This is a genomic window from Bacteroides sp., assembly GCF_028690125.1.
Taxonomy (GTDB): domain Bacteria; phylum Bacteroidota; class Bacteroidia; order Bacteroidales; family Bacteroidaceae; genus Bacteroides.
The window spans coordinates 83237-103991 of record NZ_JAQVBV010000010.1 but is presented as its reverse complement, the minus strand read 5'-3'; the positions used below and the strand labels follow the sequence as shown (position 1 = coordinate 103991).

The following is a 20755-nucleotide window of genomic DNA, read 5'->3' as shown; positions in this document are numbered from 1 at the left end:
AAATATCTAATGCCCCCACTATGATTTTAAATTTAACAGGAAAAGTGAGCAAAATAGCATATGGATTGTTATGCTGCTGCACTATGGCTTATGCTCAGAGAAATGATACTTCTGAAATTGTCATTCTGGACACTGGTTGGGAGTTTTCACAAGCTGGAATAGATAAATGGATGTCGGCTACCGTACCCGGTACAGTCCATCAGGACTTAATCCATTATAACTTATTACCAAATCCTTTTTACGGTACTAATGAAGAAAAAATCCAATGGGTAGAGGATAAAGACTGGGAATATAAAACTTCCTTTATAGTATCCGAGGAACAATTGAGCAGAGATGGAGCTCAGCTTGTTTTTGAGGGGCTTGACACTTATGCCGATGTATATCTTAATGGAGCTCTGTTGCTAAAAGCAGACAATATGTTCGTTGGTTATGCTCTTCCGGTAAAACCAGTATTACGTAAAGGAGAGAATCATCTTCAGATTTATTTTCATTCACCTATTCGTCAGACGTTACCTCAATACGCATCCAATGGATTCAATTATCCTGCCGATAATGACCATCATGAAAAACACTTAAGTGTTTTCACTCGTAAAGCTCCATATAGTTATGGTTGGGATTGGGGAATCAGAATGGTGACAAGCGGTATTTGGCGCCCCGTAGCACTTCGCTTCTATGATGTGGCAACTATTTCTGATTATCATGTAAAACAGACATCATTGACGGATGAGGCTGCAAACTTATCCAATGAATTGATTATTGATAATATTTCGAAAGAAACAACTGCAGAAATTAAAATCAATGTTTCTTTAGACGGAAGTGCTATCATAGGAGAAAAGAAATCGGTAATACTACGTCCCGGCACTAATCATATAACACTACCTGTAGAAATATCTCAACCTATTCGTTGGATGCCCAATGGTTGGGGAAAACCTGTTTTATATGATTTCTCTGCTCAAATACTAGTCAATGGAAATATAATTGCCGAGCAAACTCATCGAATTGGCTTGCGTACAATCCGCTTGGTGAATGAAAAAGATAAAGATGGAGAATCCTTTTATTTTGAAGTAAATGGTATTCCTATGTTTGCTAAAGGTGCCAACTACATTCCTCAGGATGTAATGCTTCCTTCGGTCACCACTGAACGTTATCAGAATTTGTTTCGTGATATTCGTGAGGCAAATATGAATATTGTTCGTGTATGGGGAGGGGGAGTTTATGAAGATAATCGTTTCTATGATTTAGCAGATGAAAATGGAATTCTGGTGTGGCAGGATTTTATGTTTGCTTGTACCCCGTATCCTTCAGATCCGACTTTTATGAAAAGAGTCGAGGCGGAGGCTGATTTTAATATCCGGCGACTTCGTAATCATGCCTCTTTGGCTATGTGGTGTGGTAATAATGAAATATTGGAAGCCTTAAAATATTGGGGTTTTCAGAAAAAAATTACCCCTGAAGTATATCAGGGAATGCTAAGAGGTTATGACAAATTGTTCCGTGAATTGCTTCCTGCCATGGTGGATAAATTTGATTCCGACCGATTTTATGTACACAGTTCTCCTTATTTTGCTAATTGGGGACGACCTGAATCATGGGGAATAGGAGATAGTCACAATTGGGGAGTCTGGTACGGCAAGAAACCATTTGAATCCTCAGATACGGATATTCCTCGTTTTATGAGTGAATTTGGCTTCCAGTCATTTCCAGAAATGAAAACTATAGCAACTTTTGCTGCTTCTGAAGATTATCAGATTGAATCCAAAGTGATGAATGCACACCAGAAGAGCAGTATCGGTAACTCATTGATTCGTACTTATATGGAACGCGACTATATTGTTCCAGATAAATTTGAAGATTTTGTGTATGTAGGATTAGTCTTACAAGGAAAAGGAATACGGCATGGATTAGAAGCCCATCGTCGTAATCGTCCCTATTGCATGGGTACTATGTATTGGCAGTTGAATGACAGTTGGCCGGTTGTATCTTGGTCTAGTATCGATTATTATGGCAATTGGAAAGCTTTGCATTATGAGGCAAAACGTGCTTTTGAACCGCTTTTGATTAATCCTATACAACAGAATGACAGCTTATGTATTTATCTGCTTTCTGATCGGCTGGATACAATAGAACAAATGAAGTTGGAGATGAAAGTTCTTGATTTTGAAGGGAAACCAATAAACAAGAAGATTTTGATAAACTCATTGACTGTTCCTTCGAATACTTCTTTGTGTGTTTACAAAGAAGATTTCAAGACCAAACTGACCCCGGAACAACTTCAACATTGTCTCTTACAACTAACACTTAAAAATAAATCAGGACAGGTTCTTGCAGAGTCAATCCATTTCTTCAGAAAGACGAAAGAACTGTTTCTGCCTCAAACAACAATTAACTATAAGATGAAACAGACAGCTGGTAAGTGTGAATTAACCATCATTTCTTCCAAATTAGCTAAAGATGTATTTATAGAAGTCCCCTTTCAGGGAGCTCATTTCAGTGATAACTTCTTTGATCTTTTACCGGGAGAACGTAAGACGATTGTTATAACTTCTCCTTTTATAAAAAAAGGACAGAAGTTACCTCTGAAAATCAAGCATATTCGTGAAACTTATAATTAAACCCCAATTTATTAACTAACAAATTTATTAACTAACCCCTAATTTTTATTTTATGAAACAGTTCTTAAAATTAACCGGATGCCTGGCAATTATGGGAATTGCTACTTCTTGTCAATCAGTACAACAAGAAGCAAATTACCAGATTATTCCATTGCCGCAGGAAATAGTGACCACTCAGGGAGATCCTTTTGTCCTAAAGAGTGGTGTTAAGATTCTCTACCCCGAAGGGAATGAGAAGATGCAGAACAATGCAGAGTTTCTAGCTGATTATTTGAAAGCATCAACCGGAAAAGACTTTGCTATTGAAGCAGGTACGAAAGGACAAAATGCAATTGTACTGTCGTTGGGATTAGAGTCTGAAAATCTTGAAGCCTATCAATTAAAGGTGGCGAGTGATGGAATTACGATTACGGCTCCTACAGAAGCCGGAGTTTTTTATGGAATTCAATCCTTACGTAAATCATTGCCTATCGTAATAGAGGGAGATATTTCATTACCCGCTGTGGAAATTAATGATTATCCTCGCTTTAGCTATCGTGGTGCACATTTCGATGTAGGACGTCACTTCTTTACAGTAGATGAGGTGAAGACTTATATTGATATGATGACATTACACAACATGAACCGTTTACATTGGCACCTTACTGAAGATCAAGGCTGGCGTTTGGAAATCAAAAAATATCCGGAATTAACGGAAATCGGTTCTAAACGTTCAGAAACTGTAATAGGACGTAATTCCGGTGAGTATGACGGTAAACCTTACGGTGGATTTTACACACAGGAACAAGTTAAAGATATTGTAGCTTATGCAGCTGACCGTTATATTACCGTTATTCCGGAAATCGACCTTCCGGGACATATGCAAGCTGCTCTTGCTGCTTATCCGGAATTGGGGTGTACAGGTGGTCCTTATGAAGTATGGAAAATATGGGGAGTATCAGACAATGTGCTTTGTGCCGGAAATGATAAAACCTTGCAATTTATTGATGATGTACTGACTGAAGTAATGGAAATCTTCCCTTCAGAATATATTCATGTCGGTGGTGACGAATGTCCGAAGACACAATGGGAAAAATGTCCAAAGTGTCAGGCACGTATCAAAGCATTAGGTTTACACTCAGATGCATCTCATAGTAAAGAAGAGCGTTTACAAAGCTTTGTAATCAATCATGCAGAGAAATTTCTGAATGACCATGGTCGCCAGATTATTGGTTGGGATGAGATTTTGGAAGGTGGACTTGCTCCTAATGCAACAGTGATGTCATGGCGTGGAGAAGCTGGTGGTATCGAAGCTGCTAAGCAAAAACATGATGTAATTATGACTCCTAATACTTATCTTTATTTTGATTATTACCAGACTAAAGATGTAGAAAACGAACCTTTGGGTATTGGTGGTTATGTACCTATTGATAAAGTTTATAGCTACGAACCTACCCCATCTTCACTTACTCCGGAAGAACAGAAACATATTATAGGCGTGCAGGCTAATCTTTGGACAGAATACATTTCTACTTTCTCTCATGCTCAGTATATGGTATTGCCACGTTGGGCTGCATTGAGCGAAGTTCAATGGACTATGTCTGATAAGAAGAATTTTTCAAATTTCTTATCTCGTCTTCCTCAATTGATAGAATGGTACGAAATTGAGGGATACAACTATGCAAAACATGTATTTGATGTAACAGCTGAATTTACTCCGAATCCGACAGACGGTACATTAGACATCACGCTGACAACGATTGATAATGCACCTATTCATTATACGTTAGATGGTACAGAGCCTACTGCAACTTCTCCATTGTACGAAGGTATGTTGAAGATAAAAGAGAATGGAACATTAACAGCAGTTGCAATCCGTCCGACCGCAAAGAGTCGTAAGATTTCAGAAAAAATAGATTTTAGTAAATCTAGTATGAAGTCAATTATAGCTAATCAACCTGTCAATAAACAATACGAATTCAAAGGTGTAGCTACATTAGTAGACGGTTTGAAAGGAAATGGTAATTATAAAACCGGTCGTTGGATTGCATTCAACAAAAACGATATGGACGTAACCATGAACCTTCAGCAACCGACAGAGATTTCAAGTGTTGCGATATCTACTTGTGTGGAAAAGGGTGATTGGGTATTTGATGCAAGAGGACTATCTGTAGAAGTATCAGAAGACGGTAAAAACTTCAGAAAAATAGCTTTTGAAGAATATCCGGCTATGAAGGAAACAGACAAAAATGGAGTTTTTGAGCATAAATTGGATTTCACTCCGATAAAAGTACAATATGTAAAAGTTATTGCTTTATCCGAAAAACAGATTCCGGAATGGCATGTCGGAAAGGGTAATACAGGTTTCTTATTTGTAGATGAAATCACTATTAATTAATAAATAGATAAAAAAAATACTTTAAAGTTTATCTTTTCTTATAATTAAAGAGGCTGAATCAAAATTGATAATCGCTATTATTTTGCTCTGTCATTCTGAACATAATGAAGAATTTTTTCTATAAGAATAAAAGAGAAGATTCTTCAAGCTGTCTGGGATAACAGAAGAATAAGCTAATCAGTATTTTGAGACAGCCTCTTTGTGTACAAGAAATGTATGTGGCGATAAGTAATTTGGTAGATGGATTTTTACAAATGAAATAATCGTGAAATCAAATTGAAGACAGATATTTATGATGATAAAAACTAAAATTCTATTAGGACTGGTTATCCTTTCATTTTTCAGTGTGTTGAATGCGCAAGTACGTACTTCTTATACTTTTGAAAAAGGGTGGAAGTTTACACGTGAGGACAATACTGAATTTTTTCAGCCCGATTATAGTGATACTAAATGGCAATCAGTGGTAGTACCCCATGATTGGGCAATTTATGGACCATTTGGTATAGACAATGATAAACAAATGACAGCCATTTCGCAAGATGGGCAAAAAGAGGCGATGGAACATGCAGGACGTACCGGAGGGCTCCCTTTTGTAGGAGTCGGTTGGTATCGGTTACAGTTTGAAGCTCCTTCTTTTACGAAAAGAAAGAAAGCTACCCTTATTTTTGATGGCGCTATGAGTCATGCCCGTGTTTATGTGAATGGACAAGAGGCGGGTTATTGGCCATATGGTTATAATTCTTTCTATTTGGATGTCACTCCTTATTTAAAAGAAGGAGCATCAAATATATTGGCTGTCCGTTTAGAAAATAAACCAGAATCTTCCCGTTGGTATCCTGGTGCCGGACTTTACAGAAATGTACATCTGGTGATAACAGAGGATGCCCATATTCCAACGTGGGGTACACAACTGACAACTCCGGTTGTAAAAGATGATTATGCGAAAGTAAACTTGAAGACAATACTTGTAGTACCCGCTGGTAAAAACTTCGATAAATATCGTATTGTAACTGATTTGTTGGATAAGAATGGCAAAGTAGTAGCTACTAATGAAAAACAGGGTAACCGTTTTGAAAACAATACTTTTAGCCAAGAACTAGTCGTTACTTCTCCGGCTTTATGGAGTCCCGCAACTCCAAATCTTTATCAGGCGATATCGAAAGTTTATGAAGGAGAGGTGTTGAAAGACGAGTATACTACCTCTTTCGGTATACGAACCATTGAGATCATTCCCGATAAAGGTTTTTATCTGAATGGAAAAAGAACGGTTTTTAAGGGAGTATGCAATCATCATGATCTTGGTCCTTTGGGTACTGCCGTCAATGATGCGGCTATCCGTCGTCAAATCCGTATTCTGAAAGATATGGGTTGCAATGCCATCCGTACATCCCATAATATGCCGGCACCGGAATTGATTAAAGCCTGTGATGAAATGGGAATCATGATAATGGCTGAATCCTTCGACGAATGGAAAGCAGCCAAAGTTAAGAATGGCTACCATCTTGTATTTGATGAATGGGTTGAGAAAGACCTGACTAGCCTGATACATCATTATCGTAATAATCCGAGTGTAGTAATGTGGTGCGTTGGGAATGAAGTGTCCGAACAGTGGCAAAATGGAACAGGAGCTAAAATGTCTCTTTTCTTACAAGATATTTGTCATCGCGAAGATCCGACTCGCCCTGTCACACAAGGTATGGATGCACCGGATGCTGTAGTCAATAATAATATGGCAGCAGTGATGGATGTTCCCGGATTCAATTATCGTCCTCATAAATACCAGGAGAATTATAAAAAACTTCCCCAACGGATTGTATTGGGTAGTGAAACGGCTTCTACAGTCAGTGCCCGTGGTGTCTATAAATTTCCTCTTACCCGTCAATGGATGAAGAAATATGACGATCATCAGTCTTCTTCCTACGATGTAGAATCATGCTCTTGGTCTAATCTTCCTGAAGATGATTTTATTCAACATGAAGATTTACCCTATTGCATAGGAGAATTTCTGTGGACAGGTTTTGATTATCTGGGTGAACCGACACCTTATTATACAGATTGGCCAAGCCATTCTTCGTTGTTCGGTATAATCGATCTGGCAGGTCTGCCTAAGGACCGTTATTACCTTTATCGCAGTCATTGGAATAAAGGAGAAGAGACATTGCATATCCTTCCACATTGGAATTGGGAAGGTCGTGAAGGCGAAGTTACTCCGGTTTTTGTTTATACTAACTATCCTTCGGCAGAATTATTTATCAATGGCAAGAGTCAGGGAAAACGTACGAAAGATTTTTCTGTGACAATAGATAACAGTGCCGATTCCGTTTCTATTATGAATTTGAAACGTCAGACACGTTATCGTTTGATGTGGATGGATACAAAGTATGAACCCGGAACTGTCAAAGTGGTTGCTTATGATGAGAATGGAAAAGCAGTGGCTGAAAAAGTAATTCATAGAGCAGGAAAGCCGGATCATATTGAGTTGGTAGCCGATCGTGATAGGATAGAAGCTGATGGAAAAGATCTTTCATTTGTTACGGTGAAAGTGGTAGACAAAAAAGGAAATCTTTGTCCGACAGCCTCTCATGAGATTAGCTTTAAAGTGAAAGGGGCAGGTACATATCGTGCCGGAGCTAATGGAAATGCAGCTTCTTTGGAGTCTTTCCAATCTCCGAAGATGAGAGTCTTTAATGGCATGATGACAGCTATCGTTTCTTCAACGGAACAACCTGGTATGATTATACTTGAAGCCACAGGTAAAGGTTTGAAAAAAGGAGTCCTAACCCTTGAAAGTTCTTCGATAAATGTAAAATAAGAAAAATATTTTATTAAATTCAGGATCCCTCTAAGTGTTTCATTGAAAAATACTTAGAGGGATTTCCTTTAGTCTCTGAAAGTAGATTAATATTGTAGTTGATAAAATTAAAGTGATAAAAGTATGTTCTTTTATTAAATTGTATTACTTTTGCAGTGTTTTAGTACTGTATCCGTTCCTCTATGAACATAAGTTCTTATATGGAGGTAAGATAAAAAGGCTAAATCCTTAAGAGATGCGCTACTGATTCATAAATGGATTTCATTTATGGGTGTCAGGGCGCTTTTGTCTTTTAAGATGCTATAAAATCTAATAAAAAAACTAGGGGATGGTGTAAATAATGAATGAGCGGGGCAACAACCAGCAAATAGAAAAACGACGCGTATGGTATGCCATACAGACTTTCTATTGTAAAGAAGAACATTTGGGGAAATTTTTGGAAGAAAGGGGAATAAGCTATTTTATTCCGATGCGCTATACGGAGCAAGAGACTTTGGATGGCAAAAAGCATCGTAGACTCACTCCTGCTGTTCATAATTTATTGTTTGTTGAAAAAACATTTACAGAGAAAGAGTTCTTAGAAAAAATTGAGGGATGTCCTATTCCTTTTTTAATTGTACGAGATCGCAGTACACGTAAGGGTTATGAAATTCCGGATGGAGAAATGCTGGAATTACGTGCCATCTGTGATCCGAATTACAAAGGAACTCTCTATGTTGATACAACAACAGCTGAAGCCCGCCCAGGACAAGCAGTCCGGGTAATCCGTGGCCCGTTTGCCGGACTCGAAGGCAAACTTACGCAATACAAGAAAAGCTATTATGTAGTCGTTACTTTGGCTACTATTGGCGTTATGCTACACATTCCCAAATGGTATTGCGAGAAAATCAACTAATCATAACTTTTTAATTTTTCAGTACTGCGTGTGACGTGTTTGTAGGCTATTTTCTAAATAGTCCTGCTTTTTCACATCCATTCAAAAGCTACTTTTTATATTTATTGAAAATTTTAATTATCGATGAGAATACAAAAACTTTTTAGTGTATTTCTATTTGCTTTGATGCTAGGAAGTACTTCTTCACTAATGGCCCAGACCATGAGTGACCTGCAAGTACTTGAATACGTAAAGGAAGGTATCAAGCAAGGAAAGGAGCAGAAGCAACTCGCCTCCGAATTAGCTCGTAAAGGAGTAACCAAGGAACAGGCAATGCGTGTGAAAGAATTGTATGAAAAACAGAATAATGTCAATACTTCCAAGTCTACCGGAACGGATGTGAATGAATCCCGTCTTCGTGAGGAAATGAAAGAGAATACTTCCGATATGCTCGAAGACAACCCAACCACACAGGATCTCGCCCATGAAGATCAAGTATTTGGTCGGAACATTTTTAATACTAAAAATTTAACTTTCGAACCCAGTGTCAATCTAGCCACTCCATCCAACTATCGTCTAGGTCCTGGTGACGAAGTCATCATCGATATCTGGGGAGCCAGTCAGAATACCATTCGGCAAACAATCTCACCGGATGGAACCATTAATATCCAAAAAATCGGTCCTGTTAATTTGAGTGGATTAACCGTCTCTGAAGCAAATGACTATCTCAAGAAATCCCTGAATAAAATCTATAATGGTCTGAGTAATGCTACCGATCCCAGTTCCGATATCCGCCTGACACTAGGTAATATCCGTACTATTCAGATCAATATTATGGGTGAAGTTGTTCAGCCCGGCACTTATGCGCTTTCTTCCTTCTCTACTGTCTTTCATGCTCTTTATCGTGCGGGTGGAGTAAGTGATATTGGTAGTTTACGTAATGTACAACTAGTACGAAATGGGAAGAAGATCGCTACTATTGACGTTTACGAATTTATAATGAAGGGTAATACTCAAGACGATATCCGTTTGCAGGAAGGAGACGTAGTTATTGTTCCTACTTATGAAGTCTTGGTAAAGATTAGTGGTAAAGTAAAACGTCCGATGCGTTTTGAGATGAAAAAGGATGAACCACTTTCTACTTTGATAAAGTATGCCGGAGGTTTTGATGCCGATGCGTATACCCGTTCTTTGCGTATAGTACGGCAGAATGGTCAGGAATACGAAGTTAATACAGTGCAAGACATAGACTACAGTGTTTATCAAATGCGCAATGGAGATGTTGTCACAGCTGAGGCTATCCTTAACCGTTTTACTAATAAGTTAGAAATTCGTGGAGCTGTTTACCGCCCCGGTATCTATCAATTAAGTGGAAAACTCAATACCATTCGCGAATTGGTAAACGAAGCCCAAGGCTTGACAGGAGATGCTTTTTTAAATCGTTCCGTTCTTTATCGTCAGCGTGAAGACTTGACTAAAGAAGTTCTTTCAGTGGACATTAAGTCTATCATGGACGGTACGATACCCAATATCGCCTTGATGAAGAACGATATACTCTATATTCCCAGCATTCACGATCTAGAAGATCGCGGTAACATAACAGTTCATGGTGAAGTCGCTAAACCGGATTCCTATCCCTATGCTGATAATATGACTTTGGAGGATTTGATTATTCAAGCGGGAGGTTTGCGTGAAGCTGCTTCTACGGTTCGAGTGGATGTAACAAGACGAATTAAAAACCCTCGCAGTACAGCCGACAATGACACAATAGGTCAAATGTTCTCCTTCTCCTTGAAAGACGGTTTTGTCATAGACGGTCAGCCCGGCTTTGTCCTTCAGCCTTATGATGAAGTCTATGTTCGTAGAAGTCCCAGTTATCAGGCCCAGCAAAATGTCGGTATTCAAGGAGAAATCCTTTTTGATGGTACTTACGCCTTGACCAGTCGCGAGGAACGCCTATCCGATTTAATCAGCAAAGCCGGTGGAGCCACTAATTACGCTTACTTACGTGGAGCAAAACTGACTCGTGTTGCCAGTCCCAGTGAAAAGAAACGTATGGGTGATGTCATCCGTTTGATGCGTCGTCAGTTGGGAGAAGCGATGATCGATTCTTTAGGAATTGAAGTTGAAAACACGTTTACTGTAGGCATTGATTTGGAAAAAGCACTCGCTAATCCGAAAAGTTCGGCCGATCTTGTATTACGTGAAGGCGATGTAATTTCTATTCCAAAAAATACAAATACAGTAACCATTGACGGTGCTGTAATGATGCCCAATACCGTGTCTTACCTAGAAGGACAGGATATTAATTACTACTTGAATCAGTCCGGCGGTTATTCAGACAATGCGAAGAAGAGCAAGAAGTTTATTGTTTATATGAATGGTCAAGTAACCAAGGTGAAAGGTAATGGTAAGAAACAAATAGAGCCTGGTTGTGAGATTATAGTTCCAAGTAAATCTAAGAAGAAAGTGAATATGGGCGAGATTTTAGGTTATGCTACTTCCTTCAGCTCATTAGGATTGATGATTGCTTCAGTTGCTAATCTAATAAAAAAATAGATATATAGGGAAAGAATAGCTTTATTATTTATGAAAAAATGATTATAGGAATTGTATTGAACCTAAATAAATATTGTCCGTATAAAAAAAATAGTTAGATTTATTTTTATGAAGAGAGAGCGTATAACATCTATTGATGCACTTCGTGCTATAACTTTATTAGGCATTCTTTTAGTACACACCGCTGGACTGTTTGGATTTAATAATGAATATAATGATTTTTCCTCTTTTTTATCAGGAAATGTAACATCAAGATTAATATATGCGTTTTTGCCTGGGCGATGTTCTGGTATATTTAGTATTCTTTTTGGGGTAAGTTTCTATTTGATATTAAGAAACCCAGCAAATTCGAGTAAAAAATTCTTTTGGCGTTGTGCCATTTTAGTTTTGATTGGAATTTTAAATAAACTATTTTATACATATGATGCATTAATGTGGTATGGTATGTGTGGAATGATATTGGTTTTTTTAGAAATTTCACTCCAAAAATGTTATTTATTTTATTTATCGTGTTAAAACTAGCTTCTTTATATTTAGCTCGTTTTGATATTGGTACATTATTCTTTCCTGAAACATACTTTAATAATAGTAGGTATATATTGGGAGACTCTTTAAAAAATATAATATCTTATCCTTTAGATAAAGTTATAGTTAATTATATACAAATTGTTTTTAATGGAGGCATCTTTCATACTTTATCTTATTTTGTTTTAGGGTATTATTTTGCAAAAAAGGGAATAATAGAGCATCTTGAAGATTATGTAAAATTGAAACCGTTAATTTTAATAATGTTATTGTACATCAGCTTACTTCTGTTGTTTCATTTTACTTACATAAATACATTACTCTCATTAAGTAATTTATTTGGAAGTCTTTTTTATGCTATGCTTTTCATATATGTATATAACTGTAAGTCCTCATTATTTACACTGTTAGAGCCTTTTGGGAGAATGGGACTTACTAATTATTCTTTCCAAAGTATTATTGGTGTGATATTAATGGTTACTTTTCTTTTGCCGAATAAAATAGGTTTTGATTATATAGTACTGTGTTTTATATTTGTGTATGTTTTACAAGTTTTGTTTAGTATATTGTGGTTAAACTATTTTAAATATGGTCCCTTGGAATGGTTATGGCGTTGCTTTACTAATATGAAATTTAATTCTCCTTTTAAAACAAATATTTTTTTCTATGGAAAATAAAACGATTACTATAATGTTTTCTTTATTTTTTACTTTTGGTATTTTAATTGTTTAAGTTGGTGGTTATTTAAATAATACAAAAAATGGATGGTGAGGTTTCTGGAAAATCGATACATAAAAACAGCGAAGATATCGAAATCGATCTAATGGAGATATTTCGTAAGATTATAGCTATTCGTAAGACGTTGTATAAAGCAGCGGTTATAGGTTTGGTTATTGGTATTATTGTTGCATTTAGTATTCCCCGAAAATACACAGTTAATGTTACTCTATCTCCAGAAATGGGAAATTCTAAGGGAGGGAATGGCTTAGCTGGACTTGCTGCTTCTTTTTTGGGCAGTAATGTCACTAGTGATGGCACAGATGCGTTGAATGCTTCTTTATCGTCTGATATTGTATCTTCCACTCCGTTCTTATTAGAATTGTTTGATATGAATGTACCGATCGATTCGGATACAATTACATTAAAATCTTATTTGAGTGAACAGTCTTCTCCTTGGTGGAACTATGTTATAGGTTTTCCCGGAATGATTATTGGAGGCATTAGATCATTATTTACAGATAAGGAGAGTGAGAATCTTACTAATAGCAATTGGCAGGGGGGGACTATTGAATTAACTGAAAAAGAAAATAGTAAGATAAACTTCTTAAAAGAGAACATAATTGCTACTATCGACAAGAAAACTGTAATAACTAGGGTATCTGTTACGTTGCAAAATCCCAAAGTGGCAGCTATTGTTGCTGATTCAGTTAGTCATAAATTGCAAAAGTATATAATTAGTTACCGAACTTCAAAGTCAAAAGAAGATTGTACCTATCTTGAAAAGTTATTCAAGGAACGTCAGCAGGAATATTATGCGGCACAAAAGAAATATGCTAGCTATGTAGATACTCACGACAATCTGATTCTTCAGAGTGTACGTACCGAACAAGAACGGCTACAAAATGATGTGAGTATGGCATATCAGATATATAGTCAAGTAGCTAGCCAATTGCAAGTAGCCAGAGCTAAAGTACAAGAAGAGAAGCCTGTCTTTGCCGTGGTTGAGCCGGCTGTAGTGCCTTTATATCCATCCGGTATGGGGATGAAAATGTACGTAATACTCTCTGTGTTTGTTGCAGTCTTCTTTAGTATTGTCTGGACATTATTCGGTAAGGGATTACTAAATAACCTGAAGAACGAAATTAAGTAAAACCTAAAATCACAGCCCTATTTCAGGGCTATCTATCGCAATGAATTATTTATTTATAATCTTAGCTTTTGTCATTTCGGCTTTTATTGCAAGGCTTATTATTCCCCGTATCTTGATGATTTCTTTACGGAAGAAATTATTTGATATGCCGGATGAGCGTAAAATACATAAACGTGCTATTCCACGTTTGGGAGGTGTATCTTTCTTTCCTACCATTTTATTTTCATGCTGCGTGATATTAGCTTTAAGAACTTTGACAGGATATGGTATACCTGTTCTTCCGGCAGTTTTCATTCTTCCGGAGTGTTTGCTCTTCATTTGTGGAATGACTCTTTTATATCTGACGGGGATTGCAGACGACTTGATCGGTGTCCGTTATCGTCAGAAATTTGCTATTCAAATCCTTTGTGCTTGTCTCTTTCCTATAGCCGGACTTTGGATAAACGACTTCTATGGATTGTTTGGTATTTATACCATTCCAAAATATATAGGCATTCCATTTACGGTACTGACTGTTGTTTTTATTACTAATGCAATTAATCTAATAGATGGGATTGACGGACTTGCTTCAGGATTAAGTAGCGTGGCTCTTTTAGTGTTGGGAGCATTGTTTGTAGAGAAAGGTTTATGGTTCTATGGCATGCTTGCTTTTAGTACAGTGGGAGTACTTGTTCCTTTTTTCTATTATAATGTATTTGGTAGTGCCGAGCGTGCCCGGAAAATTTTTATGGGAGATACAGGTAGCTTGACTTTAGGTTACATCCTTAGTTTTTTAACTATCAAATATAGTCAGAACAATCCGGAAATAATTTCTTATACGGAAGGTGCTTTTGTGATAGCTTTCAGTACTTTGATTATTCCTTCATTTGATGTTATACGTGTTGTGCTTATTCGTCTTCGTAATGGGAAAAACCCTTTTGAACCAGATAAGAACCACATTCATCACAAATTATTGGCCATTGGATTAACACCTCGCAAAGCAATGATTAGTTTACTATTTATATCTTGTGCTTTTAGTGCTGTCAATATTTTATTTATGCCTTATATTAACAATACCATTATGTTATTGGCAGATATAGTTATTTGGATTGGGCTGAATCTATGGTGGGACAGATTACGTAAAAAAAAGCAGGAAAAACGATCTCAATTAGCGTAGTTTGTATTGAATTCTCTCATTATTTTCTTTGATATTTAAGTAAATTACCATTGTCTGAATCACTAAAAAATAAAACTATTCAAGGAGTTAGCTGGAGCTTTATTGATAATATTGCTAGTTCTGGTATCGCTTTTCTGATAGGATTAATTCTTGCACGTTTGCTTACACCGGCAGAGTATGGAACCATGGCGATAATCGCCGTTTTTATTGCAATTTCCAATTCTATTATAGACAGCGGTTTCTCCAGTGCTTTAATACGAAAGATAAACGTTGAAAGGGCGGATTATAACACCGTGTTTTATTTTAATTTTGTGGTTAGCATAATCCTTTATCTTTTACTTTTTATTTCTTCTCCTGCTATAAGCGCTTTTTTCAAAGAACCTATATTGATTGAAGTAACGAAAACCATAGGCTTGATTTTAATCATTAATGCACTGGGTATTATTCCTCGTACAATTTTCGTGAGGAATATTAACTTTAAGACTCAAACGAAAGTCTCTCTTATATCCTCTATTTCTAGTGGTATAGTAGGAGTGGGTATGGCTTTTGCAGGTTTGGGAGTTTGGAGTTTAGTAGGGCAACAGCTTTCAAGACAGATATTGAACACTCTTTTCTTATGGGTTTATAGTAAATGGCGTCCTGTATGGGAATTTTCAATAAATAGTTTCAAGGAACTTTTCGGATTTGGCTCTAAGCTGTTATTGTCCGGTCTTCTGGATACAATTTATAAGAATGTATATTATATTGTAATAGGTCGATTCTACAGCGCTGCCCAATTAGGGCAATATACCCGTGCAGAACAATTTAATACTATATTTTCCAGTAATTTGACCTCTGTTGTTCAACGCGTTAGCTATCCCGTTTTAAGCTCCATACAAGACGAACCGGAGCGTTTGCGTGAAGCTTATCGCAAAGTTATTAAAATTACTATGTTAGTAACTTTTGCATGTATGTTAGGATTAGCAGCAATATCAAAATCACTAATTTTTATACTAATAGGTGAAAAATGGCTTTCTGCTGTTTATTTCTTACAGATTATTTGCTTTGCAGGTATGCTATATCCTCTTCATGCCATAAATCTGAACATCCTTCAGGTGAAAGGTCGCTCTGATCTTTTTTTAAGGCTTGAAATAATAAAAAAAATTATAGCGATAGTACCTATTACGATAGGCATCTTTCTGGGAATTGAATATATGCTTTGGGGGAGTGTTTTTACTTCTTTTATTGCCTATTTTCTAAATAGTTATTATTCAGCTTGCCTGATTCATTATTCGACGACAGAACAAGTAAAAGATATACTTCCTCTGTTTTTGATTTCATTCTTCGTAGCTGCGGTTATGTGGAGCATCTCTTTATTAAATATATCAGTATTTATAATTCTTCCTGTTCAAGTCTTACTGGGGCTTCTCATTGCTTTCATTATATATGAAAAAACAAAACTACCGGAGTATTTAGAATTGAAACAATTAATATTCTCTATAATCCGTCGAAAATAATTTCAATATGGATAATAAAACAATTACAGTAACTTCCCCGTTACTTCCTTCCTTAGATGATTTTATACCTTATTTACAAGACATCTGGGAACGTAAATGGCTGACTAATAATGGTCATTATCATCAAGAATTAGAGAAAGCATTGTGTGAGTATTTGAAGGTCCCTTACATTAGTCTATTTACAAATGGAACTTTGCCTTTAATGTGTGCTTTACAAGCCTTACGCATAACAGGTGAAGTAATAACAACTCCCTATAGTTTTGTAGCTACGACTCATTCTTTGTGGTGGAATGGCATTAAGCCCGTATTTGTGGATATTAATCCTGAAACTTGTAACCTTGATCCTGATAAAATAGAAGCAGCCATTACTCCAAGAACAACAGCTATCATGCCAGTTCATGTATATGGTAAACCATGTGATACACAACGTATTCAAGAGATTGCAGATAAATATGGCTTAAAAGTAATATATGATGCTGCACATGCCTTTGGCGTTGAAATGAATGGTAAATCTATATTGGAAGCAGGCGACATGTCTACGTTAAGTTTTCATGCTACCAAGGTTTATAATACAATTGAAGGAGGTGCTTTGATTTGTCAGGATGAAAAGACGAAGAAGCGTATTGATTATCTAAAAAATTTTGGTTATGCCGATGAAACAGAAATCGTAGCTCCAGGCGTTAATGGTAAAATGGATGAAGTAAGGAGTGCCTATGGTTTGTTGAATTTGAAACAAGTAGATATTGCAATAGAAGCACGACATCAAGTTGCCATAAAGTACCGTGAGGCTTTGAGAAATGTAGAAGGTATTCGTTTTATGAATGATATGCCGGGAATTCGTCATAATTATTCTTATTTTCCTGTTTTTATAGATGTAGAAAAGTATGGTATGACTCGAGATGAATTGTATTTCAAAATGAAAGATTATAATGTTTTGGGACGTCGGTATTTTTATCCATTAATCAGTGAGTTCTCAACTTATCGCGGGTTAGAATCTGCAAAAAAGGAAAATCTTCCAGTGGCTACTAAAGTTGCAGACAGTGTGATATGCTTACCCATGTATCATAATTTGGGTGAAGATTCAGTAGAACGCGTTATAAATCTAATTATTAAATAATGGAAGGGAAACAAAAAAAACTTTTACTTTTAGGAGGATTAAGATATTTATTACCTGTTATTAAGGCTGCTCATCAGTTAGGTTATTATGTTATTACTTGTGATTATATTCCGGGCAATATAGCTCATAAATATTCTGATGAATATCATAATGTGAGCATTATAGATAAAGAAGCGGTATTAAAACTAGCGCGTGAGTTACAAATAGATGGTATTATGTCATTTGCTGTAGATCCAGGTGTAGTAACTGCCGCTTATGTGCAAGACCAAATGGGGCTTCCTGGGAATCCGTATGATTCGGTTTGTATTTTACAGAATAAAGATCGATTTCGTAATTTTCTCACTGATAATGGTTTTAATGTTCCTAAAGCGAAGGGATTTTCTTCTGTGGAAGAAGCTTTAGCAGAGAAATACTGGTTCCCTTGGCCAATTATGGTAAAACCAACAGACGCTGCTGGGAGTAAAGGAGTAACAAGAGTTGATTGCTTGGAGGAATTGGAGTCTGCTTTGAATTATGCTTTTGAACACTCCTTATCCAAGCGAGTAATTGTAGAAGAATTTATAGAAAAAGCAGGCTGCTCATCGGATACAGATAGTTTTTCAGTTGATGGGGAACTGAAATTTGTTTCTTTCTCTGCTCAGCGTTTTGATGAGGACGCAGCTAATCCTTATACCCCTTCTGCTTATAGTTGGCCTTCTACATTTACTGTAGAACAGGAAGCTGAATTAACTTCCGAAATACAACGGTTACTTACTCTTTTGGGTATGCGTACCTCTATTTACAATATTGAAACCCGAATAGGTATTGATGGTAAACCTTATATAATGGAAGTCTCTCCTCGTGGGGGAGGTAATCGTTTGGCAGAAATGCTATATTATGCTACAGGTGTTGATTTAATTGCCAATGCTGTTCGTTCGACAGTAGGTGAGGAAGTAATTGGTGTGGAACAGAAATCTTATAACGGTCATTGGGCGGAGGTTATTCTTCATGCAGATAAGACTGGGTATTTTGTAGGATTGGATATTAATGAAGATTTTAATAAATCGTGCGTAGTTGAAAAAGATTTATGGGTTAGAGAGGGCGATGCAGTGTCTTCTTTTAATGGTGCAAATGATGCGGTAGGTACTCTTATTTTAAAATTTGATTCGGAAGATCAGCTAAAAAATGTATTGTCGTATCAGACTAATTTTTTTAGAGTAATAATTAAATGATAAAAAACATTGGTTGCTATAAAAAAACAAGATGAACTATTTTGTTAATGCAGATGATTTTGGATTAAATCAATATAGAAATGAGGCGGTAGTTTATTCTTTTCAGAAAGGTATTAGTTCTAAAACTTCTCTCATTATCAATTCTGAATTTACTGAAGAAGCGGTGGAATTATCAAAAAAATACGATTTTTTCGATAAAGTAGGATTACATATTAATATAACAGAAGGCATACCTTTGACGGTAGGATTAAAAGAAATAAGAAGTTACTGTAATGAAGACAGTACATTTGTGAATACTTCTCCTAGGTCTTTATTAAAGGTTTTTTCATTGTCTCATATAAAGGTATTACGTTCTGAAATAGAAGCTCAAATAAAAAAATATTTAGATTATGGGTTTACTTTACCATATATTGATACACACAATGATATAATATTTAATTTACCAGTTTGGTATGCCTTAGAACCTTTGTTATTAAAGTATGATATATCAGTAATTCGTGGTATAGAGCCATATCTTTTTGGTTATTATCGTAAAAGTATTCTTTCCTATTTACCTCTTAAGTACTATTTTATGATGAGATATTTTAAGAAAAAGGCTAATAAAACTAAAATTATAGGTGGAGGTCGAAATATTAATCAATTTGTTTGTGATATGGAAAATTCTAGAACCAAAAGAATTGGTGACATTAATAAATTGAAACTTATAGAAATCATAATTCATCCTGATTTTGATGGAAAAAAATATATCGATCGAACTAACTTTTTAAAGAATAATAATACTCTTATATATAACACATTAGCTGATACAGCTATGAAAATTTCAAGATTTGAGATGAATAAAATTGAATGTGCTGATATATGTAGCTATTTATATTAAATAATTATGAAGAATAAATTGTCAGGAAAAAAAATATTGATTTTAGGAGGTAAACCTATAGGCTCTTTTGAAATCGTGAAATATGCTAAAGAAAATGGGGTATATACAATTGTGACTGATTTTTTACCTAAGGAAAAATCAAAGGCCAAACAAATAGCTGATGAATGTTTGGATATTAGTACTGCAGATGTGGATGTACTATCAAAATATGTTATAGACCAACACATTGATGGAATATATACAGGGGTTCATGAATTTAATGTTGAGATGGCAATGAAAATTTGTTCACAGACTGGAAGACCATTTTATGCAACCCAAGAACAGTGGGAGATTTGTACAGACAAAGCTTTATTTAAAAAGAAGTGCAAAGAATATGGTTTACCTGTTGCACATGATTATTCCATTCATGACATGAGAAATATAATCTATCCTGTTATAATAAAGCCTGTCGATGGTAGTTCTGGGAAAGGTATTTCAATATGCTATACTGAGGATGAACTTTTAGTAGCATACGATTACGCTATTTCTGTTTCTTTAAAAAAAGAAGTTGTAATAGAGGAGTATTTATATGGTGATGAGATTGTTGTATTTTATACCATAGCAAATGGTGAAAGTAGATTGTCTGCTATTAGTGATTATTATTATAACTATGACCAGAAAGTGACAATGCCATTACCGCAATTGTATGTTTATCCTTCACGATATTTATGTAGATTTATGCTAGAAATGGATGCAACAGTTCGTTCTTTCTTGGCTAATTTAGAAATTAAGAATGGAACTTTTTTTCTTCAGGCATTTGTTAATAAAGATGGTTTTTCTTTTTTTGAACCAGGCTACAGACCTGGAGGAAGTTCTGTATATAAATATACATCCTATCTTAATAATATAAGCTATATTGATATGCTTGTCAATTATTCTTTGACAGGATCAGTTGGGGAAATAGATATTAATTTAGAAAATCCCAATTTCTCTAAACCATGTTGTACATTGAGTCTTGTTGCGAAAGGCGGATGTATAAAACAGATTATTGGCTATGAACAAGCATGTCAGATAAAAGAAGTTATTGATTCTGAAAAGCGATATGACATAGGTGATTATATAAAAGAGAATAGTGCTTTGATGCAAATTGTTTTACGTTTTTTTATTGTTGCTGACAATAAAAGTCGTATGAAAGAAGTTATTGATATTATTCAGAATACTGTCCAAGTTTGCAATGATAAGGATGAGAATATGTTAATCGCACCTTTTAATATAGAACGAATCGTCTAA

The 20755-nt window shown here is 35.9% G+C and carries 14 protein-coding genes; all 14 read left to right on the top strand.

Going from position 1 to position 20755, the window contains the following annotated elements; translation table 11 throughout:
* Nucleotides 1-20 precede the first annotated feature (20 nt).
* Nucleotides 21-2612: a glycoside hydrolase family 2 protein gene (locus PHO71_RS08970; RefSeq protein WP_300201947.1), complete on the top strand. Its 2592-nt coding sequence runs from the start codon at nt 21-23 to the stop codon at nt 2610-2612.
* 52 nt (nt 2613-2664) lie between these two features.
* Nucleotides 2665-4989 carry a glycoside hydrolase family 20 protein gene (locus PHO71_RS08965; RefSeq protein ID WP_300201944.1) on the top strand — a complete coding sequence of 775 codons (2325 nt, stop codon included), beginning with the start codon at nt 2665-2667 and terminating at the stop codon, nt 4987-4989.
* A gap of 295 nt (nt 4990-5284) precedes the next feature.
* On the top strand, nt 5285-7801 hold the full coding sequence (galB, locus tag PHO71_RS08960; RefSeq protein WP_300202033.1) for a beta-galactosidase GalB: 2517 nt from the start codon (nt 5285-5287) through the stop codon (nt 7799-7801).
* A 340-nt stretch (nt 7802-8141) separates the two neighbouring features.
* Nucleotides 8142-8696 (top strand): UpxY family transcription antiterminator, encoded by a 555-nt coding sequence (locus tag PHO71_RS08955; protein WP_300201941.1) that lies wholly within the window; start codon nt 8142-8144, stop codon nt 8694-8696.
* 123 nt (nt 8697-8819) lie between these two features.
* Entirely contained in the window at nt 8820-11234 is a 2415-nt protein-coding gene (locus PHO71_RS08950; RefSeq protein ID WP_300201938.1) for an SLBB domain-containing protein, read from the top strand.
* A gap of 108 nt (nt 11235-11342) precedes the next feature.
* A complete protein-coding gene (locus tag PHO71_RS08945) occupies nt 11343-11750 on the top strand; it encodes a heparan-alpha-glucosaminide N-acetyltransferase domain-containing protein (protein ID WP_300201936.1) in 408 nt (135 codons plus the stop codon).
* Nucleotides 11744-12436, top strand: a complete 693-nt coding sequence (locus PHO71_RS08940) for a DUF418 domain-containing protein (RefSeq protein ID WP_300201933.1) — start codon at nt 11744-11746, stop codon at nt 12434-12436. The genes PHO71_RS08945 and PHO71_RS08940 overlap by 7 nt, the downstream gene beginning before the upstream one ends.
* An 83-nt stretch (nt 12437-12519) precedes the next feature.
* Nucleotides 12520-13629 carry a Wzz/FepE/Etk N-terminal domain-containing protein gene (locus PHO71_RS08935; RefSeq protein WP_300201930.1) on the top strand — a complete coding sequence of 370 codons (1110 nt, stop codon included), beginning with the start codon at nt 12520-12522 and terminating at the stop codon, nt 13627-13629.
* Nucleotides 13630-13669: 40 nt separating this feature from the next.
* The gene (locus PHO71_RS08930) at nt 13670-14785 is read left to right on the top strand and encodes an MraY family glycosyltransferase (RefSeq protein WP_300201927.1); all 1116 of its coding nucleotides are present in this window, start codon (nt 13670-13672) and stop codon (nt 14783-14785) included.
* 50 nt (nt 14786-14835) lie between these two features.
* Nucleotides 14836-16281 (top strand): lipopolysaccharide biosynthesis protein, encoded by a 1446-nt coding sequence (locus PHO71_RS08925; protein ID WP_300201924.1) that lies wholly within the window; start codon nt 14836-14838, stop codon nt 16279-16281.
* A gap of 7 nt (nt 16282-16288) precedes the next feature.
* A complete protein-coding gene (locus PHO71_RS08920; RefSeq protein WP_300201922.1) occupies nt 16289-17398 on the top strand; it encodes a DegT/DnrJ/EryC1/StrS aminotransferase family protein in 1110 nt (369 codons plus the stop codon).
* Nucleotides 17398-18609 (top strand): ATP-grasp domain-containing protein, encoded by a 1212-nt coding sequence (locus PHO71_RS08915; protein ID WP_300201919.1) that lies wholly within the window; start codon nt 17398-17400, stop codon nt 18607-18609. Before PHO71_RS08920 ends, PHO71_RS08915 begins: the two co-directional genes overlap by 1 nt.
* A 31-nt stretch (nt 18610-18640) precedes the next feature.
* Nucleotides 18641-19486, top strand: a complete 846-nt coding sequence (locus PHO71_RS08910; RefSeq protein ID WP_300201917.1) for a ChbG/HpnK family deacetylase — start codon at nt 18641-18643, stop codon at nt 19484-19486.
* Between the two features lie 6 nt (nt 19487-19492).
* Entirely contained in the window at nt 19493-20755 is a 1263-nt protein-coding gene (locus PHO71_RS08905) for an ATP-grasp domain-containing protein (RefSeq protein ID WP_300201914.1), read from the top strand.

Coding starts and splice junctions, on each gene's coding strand:
- PHO71_RS08970 (WP_300201947.1), top strand. CDS start 21: ATGATTTTAAATTTAACAGGAAAAGTGAGCAAAATAGCATATGGATTG.
- PHO71_RS08965 (WP_300201944.1), top strand. CDS start 2,665: ATGAAACAGTTCTTAAAATTAACCGGATGCCTGGCAATTATGGGAATT.
- galB (WP_300202033.1), top strand. CDS start 5,285: ATGATAAAAACTAAAATTCTATTAGGACTGGTTATCCTTTCATTTTTC.
- PHO71_RS08955 (WP_300201941.1), top strand. CDS start 8,142: ATGAATGAGCGGGGCAACAACCAGCAAATAGAAAAACGACGCGTATGG.
- PHO71_RS08950 (WP_300201938.1), top strand. CDS start 8,820: ATGAGAATACAAAAACTTTTTAGTGTATTTCTATTTGCTTTGATGCTA.
- PHO71_RS08945 (WP_300201936.1), top strand. CDS start 11,343: ATGAAGAGAGAGCGTATAACATCTATTGATGCACTTCGTGCTATAACT.
- PHO71_RS08935 (WP_300201930.1), top strand. CDS start 12,520: ATGGATGGTGAGGTTTCTGGAAAATCGATACATAAAAACAGCGAAGAT.
- PHO71_RS08930 (WP_300201927.1), top strand. CDS start 13,670: ATGAATTATTTATTTATAATCTTAGCTTTTGTCATTTCGGCTTTTATT.
- PHO71_RS08920 (WP_300201922.1), top strand. CDS start 16,289: ATGGATAATAAAACAATTACAGTAACTTCCCCGTTACTTCCTTCCTTA.
- PHO71_RS08915 (WP_300201919.1), top strand. CDS start 17,398: ATGGAAGGGAAACAAAAAAAACTTTTACTTTTAGGAGGATTAAGATAT.
- PHO71_RS08910 (WP_300201917.1), top strand. CDS start 18,641: ATGAACTATTTTGTTAATGCAGATGATTTTGGATTAAATCAATATAGA.
- PHO71_RS08905 (WP_300201914.1), top strand. CDS start 19,493: ATGAAGAATAAATTGTCAGGAAAAAAAATATTGATTTTAGGAGGTAAA.